Below are 16,904 nucleotides of genomic sequence, written 5' to 3' on the forward strand. Positions count from 1 at the left end.
CCGGTGCGCAGGTCCGCGGCGCGCACGGTGTCGCGTCCCGACCAGGCGGCGAGCGCCAGCGCGGTGCGGGCCAGCACGACGTCGGCGCGCATCCCGTCGACGTCGAGACCGGCGCAGATCGCGGCGATCGCGTCCAACGCGGCGTCGGTGAGGGTCACCGCCGGCAGCCGCACGGTGGCGGCGGCCACCCGGGCGGCGAGGCGGGCCTGCGCGGGCGCCCAGGCGGCGACGAACCCGGCCGGGTCGGCGTCGTAGGCCAGGCGGCGACGGACCACCTTGGCGCGCAGCCGCGGGTCACGGCTGGCGGCGACGGTGACGGTGAGCGCGAACCGGTCGAGCAGCTGCGGGCGCAGCTCGCCCTCCTCGGGGTTCATCGTCCCGACCAGCACGAACCGCGCCGGATGCCGGGCGGACACCCCGTCGCGTTCGACGTGGGCGACACCGGTCGCGGCCGCGTCCAACAGGACGTCGACGAGATGGTCGCCGAGCAGGTTCACCTCGTCGACGTAGAGGATGCCGCGGTGGGCCGCGGCCAGCAGCCCCGGACGCAGCACACTCACCCCGTCGGCGAGCGCCCGGTCCAGGTCGAGGCTGCCGGTGACCCGGTCCTCGGATGCGCCGACCGGCAGCTCCACCAGCCGCACCGGCCGCACGACCGACGTGGACGTGGCGGATGTGGCGTCCGCGTCGGAGGCAGGTGGATGCGGCCCGTCGGGGCAGTGTGGGTCGGGGGCGGCGGGGGCGCAGGCGAACCGGCAGCCGCGGACCACCTCGACCGGGGCGAGCAGGTCGGCAAGCCCCCGGACCGCGGTCGACTTGGCCGTGCCCTTCTCCCCGCGCACCAGCAGCCCGCCGAGTGCCGGGCTGACCGCGTTGAGCAGCAACGCGAGCCGCAGATCGTCCATCCCGACGACCGCCGCCAGCGGGAACCCGCCGACCCGGTCCGCGGCGAACGGATCGGCCCGACCCGCCGGCGAGGTGGTGACACTCGACGGTTGCGCGCAACCGGACGGGAGGGCCGTGGCCGGTTCCGCGGAACCGGGTGCTGCTGTGGAACCGGATGGTGCTGTGGGTGGTGCTGGCATGCCGCTGGTCCTCCCCAGGTCCTCGCCCGTGGTCGTCCATCGCGACGGCCGGAGTATCCTGGCTCCCGGATCCCGCGCGCCGCCGTCGGCCTTCCAACCGCGCTGGCGGTCGTGACCTGCCCGTGTGGCTGTAGGGCACGTGGATGGCGGTGCTCTCCGGTGACAGTGGCGGGACCGCGCCGGATTCGCACCGGCTTCCTCCGCTAGCTGTCGCGTCCGCCAGCATGTCACATCCGCCAGGCCGCGGTGGCGTCGTCGTCCAGGCCCCACCCGCCGGCCCGACCCGCCGACGTGCCGCGCTCCCGGTGGGACGAGGCGAAGGAGACCCCCGTGTCCACCCCCCGACCGGACGGCCCACCCACCGCACCCGCCTGCGCCGCCCCGGGGGCGACGGGGGCGACGGGGGCGACGGGGACGGCCACGGGGTCCGTCCCGGCCGCCGGCCGCACCACGGCGGTCACGCTCACCCTGGTGGACGTGGCGCGGGTACGGGCCGGGCTGCGCGCCGACTGCGCCCGATGCGCGGGATTGTGCTGTGTGGTGCCCGGGTTCACCGCGTCCGCGGACTTCCCGATCAGCAAACCCCCCGGTGTCCCCTGCCGGCATCTGGACGGCGAGCATCGCTGCGGTATCCACACCGAACTGACCGGACGCGGTTTCGCCGGCTGCGTCGCCTTCGACTGTCTCGGCGCCGGCCAGCAGACCACCCAGGTCACCTTCGCCGGCCGCTCCTGGCGCACCCACCCCGGCGACGCGCCGGCGATGTTCGCCGTGTTCGGGGTCCTGCGGGTCCTACACGAGTCGCTTCACCACCTGGGCGCCGCCCTGAGCGCCCTCGACCCGTCGGGTTCGGACACCGCGGCGCTGGCCGCCCGCCTGCGGGAACTGTTCACCGCCGCCCTCGCCCTGACCACCACCACGGACGCGGACCGGCTGCGCGCCGTCGACCTCGACCTCCACCGTCGCACCGTCCATCTCGCTCTCACCGAAGCCAGCACCGTCCTGCGCGGCCCGGCCACCCCGTCCACCGGCCGGACCGGCACGAACCACGCCGGCACCCGCGGGGCCGGCGGGCGCGGGGTCCGCGACGGGGATCTGATCGGCACCCGGCTGGCCGGCGCGGACCTGCGCGGCATGGTCCTCACCGGACGTCTGCTGCTCGGCGCCGACCTGCACGGCGCGGACCTGCGCGGCGCCGATCTACGCGGGGCGGATCTGCGCGGGGCGGATCTGCGCGGCGCGGACCTGCGCGGGGCGTGGTTCCTCACCCCGATGCAGCTCGCCGCCGCCCGCGGCGACGCCACCACCCGCCTGCCCACCGGCCTCGACCACCCCACCCACTGGCCCACCACGGTCAGGGCGGACACCACGAGCACCGGCAGCGCGCCAGCTCCGTCGGCCACGCCACGGGGACGCGGCCGACCAGCAGGTGACCGCCGCCGCGGCCGGCGCACCCCGCGCTGACCGACCAGAGCCGCTGACCGACCACAGCGAGGACGCCGTGCATGTCCGCTGATCAGCCCGTGTACCTCGCCGGCTACGACCCGGCCTGGCCCGCCCGGTTCGCCGAACAACACGACCGGCTCGCGGTCATCCTCGCGCCGTGGCTGGCAGCGCAGATCACCCACATCGGGTCCACGGCGGTCGTCGGCCTGCCCGCCAAGCCCGTCATCGATGTTCTCGCTCCCGTGCGTTCCCTCGACGCGGCGCGCGGCGGCGCTGTGGCGGCGCTGGAGGCGGCGGGCTGGCTGTTCTGGCCGCAGGATCCGTGCGGCCACTACCGGCTGTGGTTCCTGCGCCCCCGCCCCGAGGCCCGCACCCACCATCTCCACGTGATCGAACACGGCGACTCCCACGCCGAGGCCCTGCTGGCCTTCCGCGACGCCCTGCGTGCCGACCCGGCTCTCGCCCGTGACTACGCGGCGCTCAAGAGCCGGCTCGCCCGCGAGCATCCGACCAACCGCAACGCCTACACCAACGCCAAGGGCGCCTTCGTCGACGAGGTCCTGCGCCACGCCGGCCTGTCACCCCCACCCCGCGTCCCGCTGCCCGAATAGACGAGGGTCACGGACGAACCGAGCACGATGGACCGGTTGGCCAATGCCCCCCGGCCCGACCAGCGGTCGCACACAACCGCTCGCGGTCTGCGGCCACCGACGCGATGCTGTCACGATGCCCGCACAGACCGCCTACCACGACGATATCGGCGACTACTTCGCACGGAACGCCGACACCAGCCCCTACAACGCACACACCGACCGGCCGGCGATGCTCGCACTGGCGGGGGATGTTGCCGGCCTGAGGATTCTCGATGTCGGCTGCGGGGCCGGGCACTACGCGGCCGAACTCCTGGCGGGTGGCGCCGAGGTAGTCGGAATCGACGGCAGCGCGACGTTGCTGCGCCACGCGCGGCAGCGGTTGGGCGACCGGGCCGCACTGCGTGTGCACGACGCGGAGAAGCCGCTGGACTTCCTCGATGACACGTCGTTCGACGGAGTCGTGTGCGCATTGACGCTGCACCACATCGCCGACCGGCCGCGCCTGCTGCGTGATCTACGACGCGTCCTGCGTCCTGGCGGGTGGCTGCTGGTCTCTACGACACACCCGACAGCGGACTGGCGGAAATTCGGTGGCTCGTACTACGCCGAGGACTGGGTCGACCGCCTGCTCGCCGGGGGGCCGTTGGCAGTCCGCTACCAGCGCATGCCGCTGGAAACGTTCCTGCACGAACTGCTGACCGCCGGATTCACGCTGGAAAGGCTCCTCGAGCCTCGCCCGACGCCCAGGCTGCGCGACATCGACGAAACGGCCTACGACAAGCTCCACCAGGCTCCGTGCTTCCTCGCGGTCCGGCTCCTGCGGCCCTAGAAGCACGCGATCCCCACCGTCGAGAAGGTCCTGCGCGGCGCCGGCATCGCGCACCCCCGCCCCTCTAGCTGCTGCCCGAGTGGACGCCCGCTGTCTGGGCTTCATCCGGTCGGCGAACAGCGGCCTGGGTAATGGTGTGGGCACGCCTGTCACCGAACAGTTCGTGCTTCCAGGGCTGGCTCGGGTGACGGCTGCTGGTCGGCGAGTGCCTCGATCAGGGTCAGAGCAGGCCGGCGTCGTGGACGAGCAGGGCGAGCTGGGTGCGGTTGGTCAGGTGCAGGTGGGTGAGGATGCGGGTGATGTGCGCTTTGACGGTGGCGGTCGACAGGTGCAGCCGGGTGCCGATCTCGGCGTTGGTGTGGCCGTGGCCGACGCCGAGGGCGACGTCGTGTTCGCGGGGGGTGAGGCCCGCCAGGGCGGTGCGGGCGCGGATGTGGGTGTCGGCTTCGGTGGTGGTGCGTGCGAGCAGGCGGCGGGTGATCTGCGGGGCGAGGATGGGTTCGCCGGCGGCGACGCGCAGCACCGCCTCGACGATGCGGGTGGGCGGGGCGTCCTTGAGCAGGAAACCGCCGGCGCCGGCGCGCAGGGCGGCGAGGACGTTGTCGTCGGTGTCGAAGGTGGTCAGCACGATCACCTCCGGCGGGTGGGGGCGGGCGCGCAGCCGGCGGGTGGCGCTCAGCCCGTCGAGTCGGGGCATGCGCAGGTCCATGAGGACGACGTGCGGTGCGTGGGTGTCGACGGCGGTCAGGGCCTGCGCGCCGTCGCCGGCCTGCCCGACCACGGAGATCTCCTGCTCCTCGCCGTCGGGTGTGCCGCTGCCGCGGACGTCGTCGAGCATCAGGGTCAGGCCCGCGCGTACGAGCGGGTCGTCGTCGACGAGCAGTACCCGTACCCGCGGGCGTGCCGACCCGGCCGGTGCCGGTGTGGTGGGGGCTTCTACGTCGGGCGGTTCGGGGCGGGTCATCGGGGCCAGGGCAGCTGGGCGTGCAGGCGGAATGTTCCGTCGACGTGCTGGTGGTCGAGTTGGCCGCCGGCCAGGCGGACTCGTTCGGTGAGCCCGACCAGCCCCATCCCGGAGCCCGCCAACACCGGTGACGCTGTCTGGGAGGGAGCCGTCGTCGACGCGGGCGCCGCTGGTGCTGTCGGCGGCGGGGGCGCGTCGGGGGTGGCGGGCAGCTGGTTGACGAGGTCGAGGGTCAGGCCGTGACCGGGGCCGCCGCGGACGGTGAGGTGGACGGGCTGGCCGGGGGCGTGCCGGTGGGCGTTGGTCAGGGCCTCCTGCACCACCCGGTAGGCGGCCCTCCCCACCGCGGGCGCCAGGGTGTCGATCTCGGGGAGGCGCCCGGTCGCATGGTCGCGGTCGTCTGCGCGGCGGCCGTCGCGGTCGGCGCCGGGTTCGGTCTGGGCGCCACGGTCGTCCTGCTCGCAGCCGGCGGGGCAGGCGTCTGGATGGGCGGGCAGGTCACAGGTGTGGCGGATGGGGGTGCCGGCGGCGCGGACCCGGGCGAGCAGCTCCGGGAGGTCGGCGAGGGTGGGTGGGGGTCCCGCCGCGTGCTCGTCGTCGTCGCGGAGGACGGCGATGACGTCGCGCAGCTCGTCGAGGGCGCCGGCCACCTGCTCGCGGATCACCCCGGCGGCCTGCGCCAGGGCCTGCGGTGGCGCATCCGGCCGGTACTGCAGCGCTCCGGCGTAGGTGGCGAGCAGGGACAGTCGGTGGGCGAGCACGTCGTGCATCTCCCGGGCCAGCCGGGTGCGTTCGGCCGCGCGGGCCTGCACGACGCGACGGGCCCCGTCGGCTTCGGCTCGCCGCGCCCGCTCTTCCAGCGAGGCGAGCAGCGCCGCCCGGGCGCGGGCGAGCCTGCCCCAGCCCAGCAGCCCGGCGTGAGCGACGATGACCAGCAGCAGCAGCCAGCGAAGTGGCAGCTCCTGCGGTGGTCGCAGCACCCCGCGGACGATGTGCGCGGCGATGCCGGCCGCGGCGACGGCGAGTGCCACCGGCAGCCGGCGGCGGGCCGCGACATGCAGGACGGCCAGCGTCGCCGGCACGGTGGCCACCGAGGAGAACGCGGCCAGTGCCGCGAGCAGCAGCGCCGTGGGCACCGGGGCGCGGATCAGCACCGCCAACAGCGCCCAGCCGACCAGCCCGGCCGCGACATCCACCGCCGCCCAGGTGCTGTGTGGATGAGCAGCCACCTGCCCCCACACGGTGATGGCGATCAGCGGGGCGCACACGACCAGCGTGATCATGGTTGCCGCGGTCCGCGCCCGACTTCTGGCCTGGCGATCATCCGTATCCTGGCTGTCGCCCCAGCCGCCGGTGGCGCTGGGGGTGCCGAGATCGAGGCGGCTCAGCCCGCTCAGGCCACCGGCGACGAAGGCCAGGCCCGCGGGCCGCAGGCGCTGCGCTGGATGCATGAGCCGAAGGTTACGGTCGTACCGCGTGCCCGCCCACCGACCAAAGTCGGTACGCGGCCGGGATCGACTTTGGTCGATATGGTCTGGCCAGTCGGCTGATGCGCGGGCAGGGCGGGGTCGGAGAGGGTCTTCGCCATGCAGACCTCACCCGGACTCCGCCCGCCCCGCAGGCTATCGAGACCATCGGCCCGTCGCGCGCCGCGTGCCTCCCGCCATCGCCGCGGCCTGTGCCTGCACGCTCATCCCGGCCCGGGCGCCGCAGCGGCCGGAATGCGGCGGGCACGGGTGGTGCTGGTGGCGGTCGGGTTGGCCGTGGCCGGCTGGGTTCTGGCGGTGCCGCTGGCGGGGGTGTCCCTGCAGGTCCGTTCCGGTGGGCGTGGTGGTGGCCACGAGCCGGCGGGGGTGCACGGGGTGGGGGTTGGCCTGGTCGTCGTCGCCGCGGTGCTCGCCGGAACTGCCGCCGTGGTGCTGCTGGCCGTGCTCGAACAGCGCACCCGGCGGCCTGGGCGTTGGTGGGCGAGGATCGCCTGCGCCGTGCTCGCGAGTTCTTTCGTCGGGCCGTTGCGGGCGGACAGTCTCGCCGCCGGGGTGACCCTCACCGGCCTGCATCTGCTGGTCGGCGTCACCCTGATTGTCGGGCTTGCCCGCACGACCGGCTGCGCGCTGCCCGTCGACGACTGCTGACCGACGGCGAACAGACCTGACGGTGAGCAGATCAGCGATGTCAGGTCAGGCGTTGACGGTCCAGGGTGGCGTGGACCAGACGCAGCAGGGCGTGGTGGATGTCGTCGGGGGTGCCGGTGGCGGGCAGCTGGTGGAACGAGGCGGCCTCGGGCAGGCTCGCGTAGGCGGCGGCGAAGGCAACCAGACGGTCACGGTCCTCGCGGTCACGTCCGCGCAGCTCCACCCGCCGTCTGGCCACCTCGGCCGGCGCCGTCAGCCAGACGACCAGGTCCGGGACGGGCAGATACCGGTAGGCGGCGCGGACCAGGTCCTCCCCGCGAGCGGCGGCCGGCTGAAGGCCGGCGCCGTCAGGCCGGCCGACGGGTGGGATGGTGCCGGTCGGAGCGGGGGTCCCGTCGTTGTCGGTGGCGAGGTGGGCGCGGAGGCGCATGGTCGCGAACTGGCAGTAGGTGTAGCGGTCCATGATGGCGATCTCGCCGCGCAGCCACGACAGGACGAGCGCGATCGTGATCGCCGTGGCGCGGATCGTCGCCTCGACGGCGAGGTGGCCGCGCGCGCCGAGCAGGTCCGGGCCGTCGCGGCGGCCCAGGCGTCGGGCGAGCGGGTCGAGCAGCGGTCGTCCGCCGCCGTTCTCGTGGTAGCGGGCGGGCTGCCCGGCGGCGGACAGCGCCGCGGCGAGTCGTCGCGCCTGGGTGGTCTTGCCGGCCCCGTCCACCCCGACCAGCGCGATGATCGGCATCCGTCGCCGTCGTGGCCTGCGCATCCGGTCAGGCTAGTGCCTGTCGCCGCCGGTCTTTGGCGGGGCTTTCCCGATGCCGCGCTCCGGTGTGCCAGGGGTGCGGCTGGCCGGTGCGGCTCAGACGCCTTCACCCACGTCCTCACGGACGTCCTCCACACGCTGCTCTGACCCGACGCCGTCTGGGGGTGTGGCCGGTCAGGGCGTGGATGCCGGCGGTGGGGGTTCGTCGGGGAACAGGTCCCACAGGGCGGTGGTGCGGTCGGCCGACGCGGTGGCCAGCAGGCGGCTGTCGGGGGCGAAGGCGACGGCGTGCACGGCGCCGGTGTGGGCGGCGACAAGCCGGGGTGGTCCGGGCTTGTCGGGGTTGGTCAGGGTGCGCACGGTGACGGTGCGGTCGGCCGACGCGGTGGCCAGCAGATGCCCGTCGGGGCTGAAGGTGACGGCGTGCACGGCACGGCGGTGCTCGTCGAAGACGGCGATCAGCCGCTGACGGGTGGGGTCGGCCACCGAGTAGAGGCGCACGGTGCGGTCGCGTCCGGCGGCGGCGAGGGTGTCGCCGTCGGGGCTGAAGGCGACGGTGTGCACCGGGCCGCGGGCGCCGGTGAGGGTGACCGTGGCGGTGGGATGGGTGGGGTCGGCGAGGTCCCACAGGGTGACGGTGCGGTCCGCGGCGGCGGTGGCCAGCAGGGTGCCCTCGGGGCTGAAGGCGACCGCGCGCACCGGGGCGCGGTGCCCGGCGAGGATCGCCGTGCGGGTCGGCGCGCCCGGCTCGGCGAGGTCCCACAGCAGGACCACCCGGTCGTCGCCGGCGGTGGCCAGCTGCGTGCCGCCGGGGCTGAAGTCCAGGTCGTGGATGTAGCCGCGGTGCCCGGTGAGGGTCAGCAGCGGGCTGGGCCGCAGTGCCGCGCCGTCACCGACCCCGGGGGCGGTGGCTTCGCCGGTGGTGGTGTCAGCGGCGCCCAGTACGGGGCTGGGGGTGCTCAGCTGCCAGAGCAGGGTCGTGCCGGCGTCACCGGCGGCGGCCAGGATCCGCCCGTCGGGACTCAGCGTGACCGCCCGGGCCCATTCCTGGTTGATCCGCCGTCCGTAGGCGACGGTGGCACTCAGACGCGGCGGGTCGGGGAACGGCAGGTGCCACAGGTGCACGGCGGTGTCGGTGCCGGCGGTGACGATCAGCGGTGCGGCCGGGCTGAACGCGACCGCCAGTGGATGCCCCCGTTCCTGGGCGAGCACGGCCAGCCGCTGCGGCGCGGCGAGCACCACCGGGACGGCCCGCCGCAGCCGGGGCGGGCGGGAGTGGGGTGCGCCCGGCGTGCCGCCGCCGTGCCCCGCCAGCGGTGGACCTTCCGCCGTGTGCACCGGGTTTCCGCCATGGTCGACGAGGGCGGGCGTGCGGTCCGCGGCGGGCCCCGCGCCAGGGTGGGCGGAAACGGCAGCGACGACGGAGGAGGTGGGTGGCGGGGGGAACGGCGGGGGGCGCAGGCTCGCGGCCGGTTGTGGGGCAAGGACGGTGATCTGGCGGAGCAGCCAGTCGCGGGCCATGTCGGCGTCCAGGCCAAACAGGTCGAAGGCGAGCAGTCCGGCGTACGGCGCGGGCCGCGGGCAGTCCTCCAGCCGCACCAGCAGGACGCGTTCGGCTGGCCCGTAGCCTGCGGTGGCCGGGGCGAACTGCCCCTGGTGGGCCGCTGACCACAACACCAGCAGGAGTCCCGTCCGGGGACAGGCGGTGGGGGCGGCGATGGGCGTCGTGGTGGTCACCCGGTAGCCGGCCTCGGCCAGGTGCCAGGACAGCCACTGCGCCCATACCGTGTCGGCGCCGGCGTGGGACACCACCACGTCCCAGACCAGGCCCGGGGCCGCACCGGACGCCATGCTCTGGTCGCCCGCCGCTGGTGGATGCTCCCCTGCGGCGGGCGGACCCGGGCCGTCGGCCACATCGTCCTTGCGCATACCTGGCAGCCTGCCATGGCCGGCACACCCACGAAAAAACGATCATGTCTGGGGTTGGACGCCAGCCCCCGCCGGGACCTGCGCCAGGCGATGTTCCTGACGCGGCCGCCGAAACCGGGCGGTAGGTGCAGCACCCACACAGCCGGAGATGGCCTGGGGCGGTTCAGCCGTCCAGGACCGGTGTGGGGTCGGGTGGCGCAACCTCCTGCTCGATGCCGCGCACACCGCACGGGCCGCCCTGATGTGACATGGACTTCACGGTGCGTTGCCGTTGGTGCCTCTGGCGTGCCGGCGCCGTGTCGAGCTGGACGCCCGCCGTCCCGTGCCCGTCAGGCGCCACCCTGGCCCGGTCCGAGGTCCGGCGAGGCCGCCCCGGCCAGGGCCCTGGTCCCGGGCCCCGCCGCTGTCCCGTCCGCGGACCCTGGCCCGTGGCGCAGGCGCCGGCCGGCCCAGGCCAGCGGGCTGGATCGGTCCGGGCGGATGACCGAGCCGCCGCCGCACTCCGGGGCGGTGGCCGCGCGTGGTGATCAGGTGAGTGGGCGGTAGTAGTAGAACATCGGCTCGGTCGCCCCCGGTTCGATATGGGTGAAGCCGTGCGCCTCGTAGAAGCGGCGGGCGCCGGTGTCCTCGCCGTCCACGTGGATTTCGAAGGTCCGCGCCCCCCGTTCTCCCGCCAGGTGGCAGGCGGCCGCCAGCATGGCGTGTCCGAACCGCCGCCCGCGCAGGTCGGGCTGTACGTAGAGCTCGTCCAGGGTCGCGACCGGCCCGTCGGACCAGACGTCGGGCCGCAGGGACATCACCGCGACACCGACGGCCGGCTCGCCGCCGAGAAGGACCACGAAGCAGTCCAGGGCGAGCAGTCGCCGCAGGCGGGCCGCGAGCACCGGCGTCGCCGGTGTCGGCGTGTCGAACTCCCGGTTGAAGGCTTCCAGCAGTTCGGCGACGACAACGGCGTCGGACGTCGTCGCCAGCCGCACCGGGTGTTCACGTGCAGCTCCGGGCATCTCCACGACCTTCGTGTTCGCTGTCCGCGGTGGGTGGCACGTTCCACGGCCGGCGCGGCGGCCTACAGGCCGACGCGGCCGGACGGGTTGTCCCGGTCGAACAGGCGGCCGGGGCGGACGTAGGCGTCGAGGCTGGCTGCCGAACGCCACCGTCCCTGGCGCATGATGGCCCGGTCGTGGACGCCGGCGCGGGCGGCGGCGGTGGCGAACCCGGAGCGCAGCGAGTGGCCGGCGAAGTCGGCGGCGTCCAGACCTGCGGCGGCCACCCTGCGCTGCACGATGCGGGCGACCGAGCTGGGGTGCAGCCGGGTGGCGCCGAGGTGGCCGTGCCGGGTGATGCCGCGAAACGCCGGGCCGTCACCGAGGTCGGCGCGGCGGGCCCAGGCCGTCCAGGCGCGCACCGGGCAGGTGGTGCGGTGCGAGCCGTAGGTGATGCCGACCAGCGCACCGGCGCCGTCCTGGTCGGTTTTGGACCGTCGGACGTGCACGACCAGACCGTCGGGGGTCTCGTCGAGGTCGGCGACGTCGAGGCCGACGAGTTCGCCTCGGCGCAGGCAGCCGGCGAAACCGACGAGCAGCAGCGCCCGGTCACGCACGTCGGCCAGCTCCTCGTCGCCCAGTGGCGCCACGACCCGGGCGAGCAGGTCGGTGTCCAGCGCCGTCTTGCGGGTCGGGCGCATCCCGTGGGTGCGCCGGATCCCGTCCCACACGGCGCCCACCTGCGCGGCGCTGGTGGGGCTGGGCTGGCCGGCGAGCTGGTGGCCGACCGAGATCGCCGCGAGACGGCGGCGGATCGTCGACGGTTTGTAGCCGGCGTCGGCGAGGGCGACCAGATAGCCGGCCACCGTGGACGGCTCGGCTGGGATCGCGACCAGCGCCACCGGCTGCTGGGCGCACCAGGTGTGGAAGTGGCGCAGGTCCGCGTCGTAGGCCCGCCAGGTCGAGCGTGCCCGCGACGCCCGCGCGTAGTCCCCGACCCGTTCGGCCAGCACCGGCGCCAACACCCCCGGCCCACCGTCCCCGCCGGTGCCGACGCCGGCGCGGTGGATCCTCGCCTCGACGACGATGCCGGTCAGCACCGGGGTGTCCCGCGGCGCGGGCGTCGCCTCGGCAGGGCCAGGCAGGTCAGAGGACGGGCAGCTGTCCGAGGGCAGGGACGCGTCGAACGGCACGGGGCTGATGGTCATCGTCCGCTATTGTCGCCGTCCCCCCCGGGCAGCGGTCAGCAGGAGGCGGTCAGCTGTGCGCGGCGCGCCCGGCCGATCCGCCGCCCGTCGGGCGGCACCCGGACCGGGCCGGTGCAAAGCGTCGTCGAGCCGTCCTGGCCGTCCGAGCCGTCCTGGCCCGAACGCCAGCCAGACACGGTCGGGGGCGGGGGCGTCCATGGCGGGCGGGGTCTCAGCCGTCGTGGATGGTCAGATGGTGGCGGGTGGCCAACATGGGCAGGTCGGGCAGGCCGAACTCGGCGGCGAGCGCGTCGAACAGGTCGACCTTGTCCGCGCCGAAGCGGCGCAGCGCACGTCGGTAGGCCGGTGCGGTCAGGAAGCTGTCCGGGCGGCTTTTCGAGTGGAACTTGTCGGCGTACATCACCAGCCGTTCCTCCACCGTCTCGGCCAGGTAGTCGGCCGCGGGCACGGGCAGCCCCCCGGCCTCGATCTCCGCGCGGGTCAGCCCGACCCCGGTGTGACAGGACGCGAACCGGCACACCTGCAGGGGCAGCCCCTCGGCGGCGAGCAGCTCATGGCCGAGCACCCCGTGGCGCAGGTACCGGGCATGGTCGAGGCGGCCGGCGGCGTCGTAGAGCCGGTAGACGCCGATGTCGTGCAGCAGCGCGCCGGTGCGTACCAGGGTGACGTCGGCCTGCGGTGCGGCCCCGGCGGCCAGCAGGCTCGCGGCCACCTCCCACACGATCTGACAGTGGCTGTGCACCTGGGCGTAGGCCGCCGGGGTCGGGGCATGCCGGCGGTGCAGCCGCGCCGCCTGCTCCGCCACCGCCGGGTCGTCCACCGGGATGCCGTCCACCGGGATGCCTGTGCTGGTCACGCCGCCGTCCGCCGTCCGTTGTCTGTCACCGGGCCGGCGGAGTGCGCGGTGTCGCCCTGTGCGGTCAGGCTCATGCTCCGACGGTAGCGGGCCCGTCCGACCTACGGGGCCGCGACGGCGCAGCATGTCCGGGGGTGAACCTGCGATCAGGGGACGGGCTGGCGGATGCGGGCACCGCCACCGCGGCCGGCCCGCGCCCGGACCTGGACCTGGACACGCGCCTGGGTCTGGGCGCGGATGCGGGGGCGCCGCGCCCAGGCGGTGTCCAGGGCGCGGGTGAACACGTCGCTGCCGCGGGCGCCGGGCACGGCCAGGGTGCGGTCGATCAGGACGAACGGCACCCCCGTGATCCGCAGATCGTGGGCGGCGCGTTCGTCGGTGAACACCCGTTCGGCGTAGGCGTCGCCGGCCAGGACGCGGCGGACCTCGGTGGCGTCCAGGCCGGCGGCGGTGACGACGCCTGCGGCCACCGCCGGGTCGAAGACGTCCAGGCCCGACCCGAAATGCGCCTGGTGGATGGCGTCGAGGGTCGGGGTCGCCCGGCCGGCGTCGGCGGCCAGGTGCAGCAACCGGTGCAGGTCGAAGGTGCTGCCGTGGCGCCGTTCGGCCTGGTAGGGCAGGCCCTCGTCGCGGATGGCGGCGGCGACCCGCGCCTGTCTGCGGGTGATCTCGCCGGCGGGCAGGTCCCGCAGGCGGCGGGCCAGCGCGCCGGTCAGCGGCTCGGACCGGCCACGGGCCAGACCCGGGTTCAGCTCGAAGGAGTGCCAGCGCACCGTCAGCTCGTCCTGGTGGGCGAACCCGGCCAGGGCCCGGCGCAGCCGGGACCAGCCGACATAGCACCAGGGGCAGACGAGGTCACTCCAGATGTCCACGCGCACGGCGGATCACCATCCTGTTCGTCACCGCGTTTCGGCCGCGACTTCCCGGCGACGCACAACCCACCACCAGCGCTGTCCGCTGCCGTGGGGTCCGGCACCCGGGGTTGGAGTGCTCCGGTGCCCGGATGCTCCCGGGTACCGGCGTCCTGGCCTCCGGTGCCCGGTCTGCGGGCTCGGATCCTCGGCCGGGCCGAGGCTCGGGATGCGCGGTGGTCGTCTGCGTCGCCGCCGTTAGCGAGTGAACACCCGCGACGCGCAGCCGGGGCCCGCGGTGGATGAGCGACCGCGCACACCCGTGACGCACCGGCCGCCCTGCCCGCCGTGCCGGGACGGACCGAGCCCGCGCCCACCACTGCCAGGGCGGACGGAACCGCAGCTCACGGGCACTGTCCAGGCCGCCAGGCCCCCTGACGCGGACCTGCCCGGCGCCTGGCGGCGGCCGGTGGACGGCCCGCGGCACCGCGCAGAAACACACCACGGCGAGGACCACCACCGGTCACCCCTACCCGTGCCCGGCCGGCGTCCCGCCACCGAAACGGAGATCGAAGGTCGGAGATCGACCGGGACGTTCAGGCGGAGGGTTTGCCGCCGTTCGGCGTGACCGTGATGATGGCCGGCTGCGCCGGGGCGGAGATCACCGGGGCAGCGGACGCCGACGCAGGTACCTCGGGCACGGCAACAGCCGCCGGGGCGGGCACCGGGGCCGGCGAGGCAGCGGGGGCCGGGGTGGGGCCGGCGGGCTGGTCGTCGTCGTGCAGGCCCTTCACCTCGGACTTGAAGATCCGCAGCGAGCGGCCGAAGGAACGGGCGGCATCGGGCAGCCGCTTGGCACCGAAGAGCACCATGATCACAACGACGATGATGAGCAGTTCGGGAACACCGATGTCTGCCACGACAACCAACCTTCTACCGGGGTCGGGATGTGGACCGAACCGGCCGCCCGACGACCCATAGGGGGACGGCCCTGCACTGCATGGTACGACCGCGACGCCCCGCGCCGACAGGCAACCACACACCGTCAGGTCCGGTGCGCGACGAGTCCGCGCAGGCCGGACCTGGACGTCGTGGGCCGCGGCGGCGGGGCCCACTGCGGACGCCGGCGAGGCAGCGCGCCCCCCGGAAGGACGGAACAGGGCACCCGCGGCGACTGCCGCGAATGCCTACGCTGAGACAGTGCACCCGCCATCCCCGGAGAACACCGCCTTCCCGGAGAACACCGCCTTCCCGGAGAACACCGCCTTCCCGGTGGGCGCCGCCTCTCCGGAAGGCACCGGATTCCCGGAAGAGGCCGGATTCCCGGAAGAGGTCGGGCTGGGCGCGGTGCAGATCGCCGGGCTGGTCACCTCGGGGCAGCGTTCGGCAGGCGAGATGGTGGAGGCCGCTTTGCGGCGGATCCGCGCGGTCGACGACGAGCTGCGGGCGTTTCGTACCCTGTGGCCCGAGCACGCGCGCAGGGTCGCCGCGCAGGTGGACCGTCGGGTCCGCGCCGGGCAGCGGCTGGCGCTGGCCGGGGTGCCGCTGGGGGTGAAGGCCAGCGAGGGACTCAGTTCGGTGCAGACGGCCCGGCTGGTCGCCGCGGGCTGTGTGCCGGTCGGCGCCACCGCGGTGCCGGGGCCGGGTACCGCCTGGCAGACCTGGGGTCACACCGAACGCGGTCCCACCCGCAATCCGCATCATCGGGCGTGGAGTCCCGGGGGTTCGTCGGCAGGCTCGGCGGTCGCGGTGGCCGCCGGGCTCGTACCGCTGGCCACCGGCAGCGACGGCGCCGGGTCGGTGCGGATCCCGGCAGCCTGGTGTGCGGTGCTCGGCCTGAAACTCACCACCGGCCGGCTGCCCACTCGTGACCGGGCTGGTCTGACCGCGCCCGGGGTACTGGCCCGCCACGCCGTCGACGCCGCGGCCTACCTCGACGCCGTCACCGCCACCCCCCGCCTGTCACGTCCGTCCGACCCGTCCGAGGCCGGTCCGTGGCGGCTGGTCGACCCGGATCTGGACGTCATGGGGCAGCGCGCAGGACGGTCACTACGCACGGTGTGGTCGGCGACGCTCGGGTTCGCCGCGACCGAGGACCGCATCGCGGCCACCGCCCGCACCGCGCTGGACCGGCTCGCCGCGGCGGGCGTGCTCGCCATGGTCGACGGTGCGGTGACGCTGCCGGACCCGGCGCCCTGCTGGACGTCGCTGCGCAGCGACACCCGATCGGTCCCGGAGCCCGGTGGCCGCACCGCGACGGGCACCGACGGTCCGGATCCCGGTGGGATCCGGACCGTGCTGTGGGACACCCTTGAGGACCTGTTCACCGGCGTCGACCTGCTGGCCACACCGAGCACACCCAACCCTCCGCACGGCCACGAGGGGCCCGGTGACGCGATGAGCGTCGCCCTGACCTGGGCGTTCAACATCACCGGCCATCCCGCGGTGAGTATCCCCGCCGGTTGGACGAACGCCGGGGAACCCGTCGGTCTGCACCTGGTCGCCCCTCCCGGCCACGAGACCGACCTGCTCGCTGTCGCCTTGGCCGCCGAGCAGCTCGCGCGCCGACGGACTCCGGACCTCCGCGGTCTCGATGTTTCCGTGGACCGTTAATGTGCACATCCGATCCATACGCCGCCGAAGTCGGGGTGTAGTCGGACATCCGAACCAGCTGTCGCACGGGAACCCGTCGATTTTTCGGCCGCCCCGACAACGGAGAATCCCTGCCACCCGAACGGCAGGGCGGCCTTTCGGGCAGCCGGGATTCCCCTGTGCGGATTTGGCGGAGTGGCACACAGGACATGCCTCCCCCACTATGGGTCCAGCGGCGACTAATTGCTCACTCTGGGTGACATCGCCGCATGGAGATGACGGCGTTCCACCGTCCGAGTAGGAGAACAAGCGAAGGGGTATTTATTATGCGACTCGACAAGAAGCGAGTATGCGCGGTGCTGGTCACGGCGCCGGCGGCGGCGATTCTGATGTTTACGCAGTCCGCTGAAGCGGCTGCTCAGGGTGGCTCCACTGGTTCGTTCGGTGGCGGTGGCGCCCAGGGCGGCTCGACCGCCGTCTTCGGGGCAGGTGGCGCCCAGGGCGGCTCGACCGGTTCGTTCGGGCGCGGTGGCGCCCAGGGCGGCTCGACCGGATCCTTCGGGCGCGGTGGCGCCCAGGGTGGGTCCACCGGTTCGTTCGGTGGTGGCGGAGCCCAGGGCGGCTCCACCGGATCCTTCGGTGGTGGCGGAGCCCAGGGCGGCTCCACCGGATC

15 protein-coding genes, 1 pseudogene and 1 riboswitch are annotated in these 16,904 nt (G+C 74.5%); of the genes and pseudogenes, 6 read left to right on the forward strand and 10 right to left on the reverse strand.

What is annotated here, in order from left to right:
- A partial coding sequence (locus ND747_RS26515; RefSeq protein ID WP_251737016.1) for an ATP-binding protein occupies positions 1-905 on the reverse strand: 905 nt, incomplete at its 3' end.
- A gap of 231 nt (positions 906-1,136) precedes the next feature.
- Positions 1,137-1,286: riboswitch (cobalamin riboswitch) on the reverse strand.
- 129 nt (positions 1,287-1,415) lie between these two features.
- Between ND747_RS26515 and ND747_RS26520 the strand changes: the two genes are divergently transcribed.
- The 3 genes from ND747_RS26520 to ND747_RS26530 all read left to right on the forward strand — a co-directional run bounded on the left by ND747_RS26520 (position 1,416) and on the right by ND747_RS26530 (position 3,953).
- A complete protein-coding gene (locus ND747_RS26520; RefSeq protein WP_251736996.1) occupies positions 1,416-2,549 on the forward strand; it encodes a pentapeptide repeat-containing protein in 1,134 nt (377 codons plus the stop codon).
- Positions 2,550-2,590: 41 nt separating this feature from the next.
- The gene (locus tag ND747_RS26525) at positions 2,591-3,142 is read left to right on the forward strand and encodes a GrpB family protein (protein ID WP_251736997.1); all 552 of its coding nucleotides are present in this window, start codon (positions 2,591-2,593) and stop codon (positions 3,140-3,142) included.
- A 115-nt stretch (positions 3,143-3,257) separates the two neighbouring features.
- Positions 3,258-3,953 carry a class I SAM-dependent methyltransferase gene (locus ND747_RS26530; RefSeq protein WP_251736998.1) on the forward strand — a complete coding sequence of 232 codons (696 nt, stop codon included), beginning with the start codon at positions 3,258-3,260 and terminating at the stop codon, positions 3,951-3,953.
- A gap of 220 nt (positions 3,954-4,173) precedes the next feature.
- On the opposite strand, the gene ND747_RS26535 is transcribed toward ND747_RS26530, so the two are convergent.
- Both ND747_RS26535 and ND747_RS26540 read right to left on the reverse strand, forming a co-directional pair.
- Positions 4,174-4,917 (reverse strand): response regulator transcription factor, encoded by a 744-nt coding sequence (locus tag ND747_RS26535; RefSeq protein ID WP_251736999.1) that lies wholly within the window; start codon positions 4,915-4,917, stop codon positions 4,174-4,176.
- Positions 4,914-6,368 (reverse strand): sensor histidine kinase, encoded by a 1,455-nt coding sequence (locus ND747_RS26540; protein WP_251737000.1) that lies wholly within the window; start codon positions 6,366-6,368, stop codon positions 4,914-4,916. Before ND747_RS26540 ends, ND747_RS26535 begins: the two co-directional genes overlap by 4 nt.
- A 270-nt stretch (positions 6,369-6,638) precedes the next feature.
- On the opposite strand from ND747_RS26540, the gene ND747_RS26545 reads away from it, so the two are divergent.
- On the forward strand, positions 6,639-7,052 hold the full coding sequence (locus tag ND747_RS26545; protein ID WP_285901183.1) for a DUF6069 family protein: 414 nt from the start codon (positions 6,639-6,641) through the stop codon (positions 7,050-7,052).
- A gap of 40 nt (positions 7,053-7,092) precedes the next feature.
- Here the strand turns inward: ND747_RS26545 and ND747_RS26550 are convergent, their stop codons facing one another.
- The 7 genes from ND747_RS26550 to tatA all read right to left on the reverse strand — a co-directional run bounded on the left by ND747_RS26550 (position 7,093) and on the right by tatA (position 14,559).
- Entirely contained in the window at positions 7,093-7,791 is a 699-nt protein-coding gene (locus ND747_RS26550) for a thymidylate kinase (RefSeq protein WP_251737002.1), read from the reverse strand.
- 195 nt (positions 7,792-7,986) lie between these two features.
- Positions 7,987-9,741 (reverse strand): hypothetical protein, encoded by a 1,755-nt coding sequence (locus ND747_RS26555; protein ID WP_251737003.1) that lies wholly within the window; start codon positions 9,739-9,741, stop codon positions 7,987-7,989.
- Positions 9,742-10,268: 527 nt separating this feature from the next.
- Positions 10,269-10,745: a GNAT family N-acetyltransferase gene (locus ND747_RS26560; RefSeq protein WP_251737004.1), complete on the reverse strand. Its 477-nt coding sequence runs from the start codon at positions 10,743-10,745 to the stop codon at positions 10,269-10,271.
- Between the two features lie 62 nt (positions 10,746-10,807).
- Positions 10,808-11,932, reverse strand: coding sequence for a site-specific integrase (locus ND747_RS26565; RefSeq protein ID WP_251737005.1), 1,125 nt, complete (start codon positions 11,930-11,932; stop codon positions 10,808-10,810).
- Between the two features lie 211 nt (positions 11,933-12,143).
- The gene (locus tag ND747_RS26570; protein ID WP_251737006.1) at positions 12,144-12,788 is read right to left on the reverse strand and encodes an HD domain-containing protein; all 645 of its coding nucleotides are present in this window, start codon (positions 12,786-12,788) and stop codon (positions 12,144-12,146) included.
- A 146-nt stretch (positions 12,789-12,934) separates the two neighbouring features.
- On the reverse strand, positions 12,935-13,666 hold the full coding sequence (locus ND747_RS26575; RefSeq protein WP_251737007.1) for a DsbA family oxidoreductase: 732 nt from the start codon (positions 13,664-13,666) through the stop codon (positions 12,935-12,937).
- A gap of 569 nt (positions 13,667-14,235) precedes the next feature.
- A complete protein-coding gene (gene tatA, locus ND747_RS26580; RefSeq protein ID WP_251737008.1) occupies positions 14,236-14,559 on the reverse strand; it encodes a Sec-independent protein translocase subunit TatA in 324 nt (107 codons plus the stop codon).
- A 280-nt stretch (positions 14,560-14,839) separates the two neighbouring features.
- Between tatA and ND747_RS26585 the strand changes: the two genes are divergently transcribed.
- Together ND747_RS26585 and ND747_RS26590 are read left to right on the forward strand one after the other, a co-directional pair.
- Positions 14,840-16,252, forward strand: a complete 1,413-nt coding sequence (locus tag ND747_RS26585; RefSeq protein ID WP_251737009.1) for an amidase — start codon at positions 14,840-14,842, stop codon at positions 16,250-16,252.
- Positions 16,253-16,557: 305 nt separating this feature from the next.
- Positions 16,558-16,904 (forward strand): annotated as a pseudogene (locus tag ND747_RS26590) (hypothetical protein); the annotation flags it as partial.

Origin of the sequence: Frankia sp. R82, from assembly GCF_023716925.1 — a bacterium.
Classification (GTDB): domain Bacteria; phylum Actinomycetota; class Actinomycetes; order Frankiales; family Frankiaceae; genus Frankia.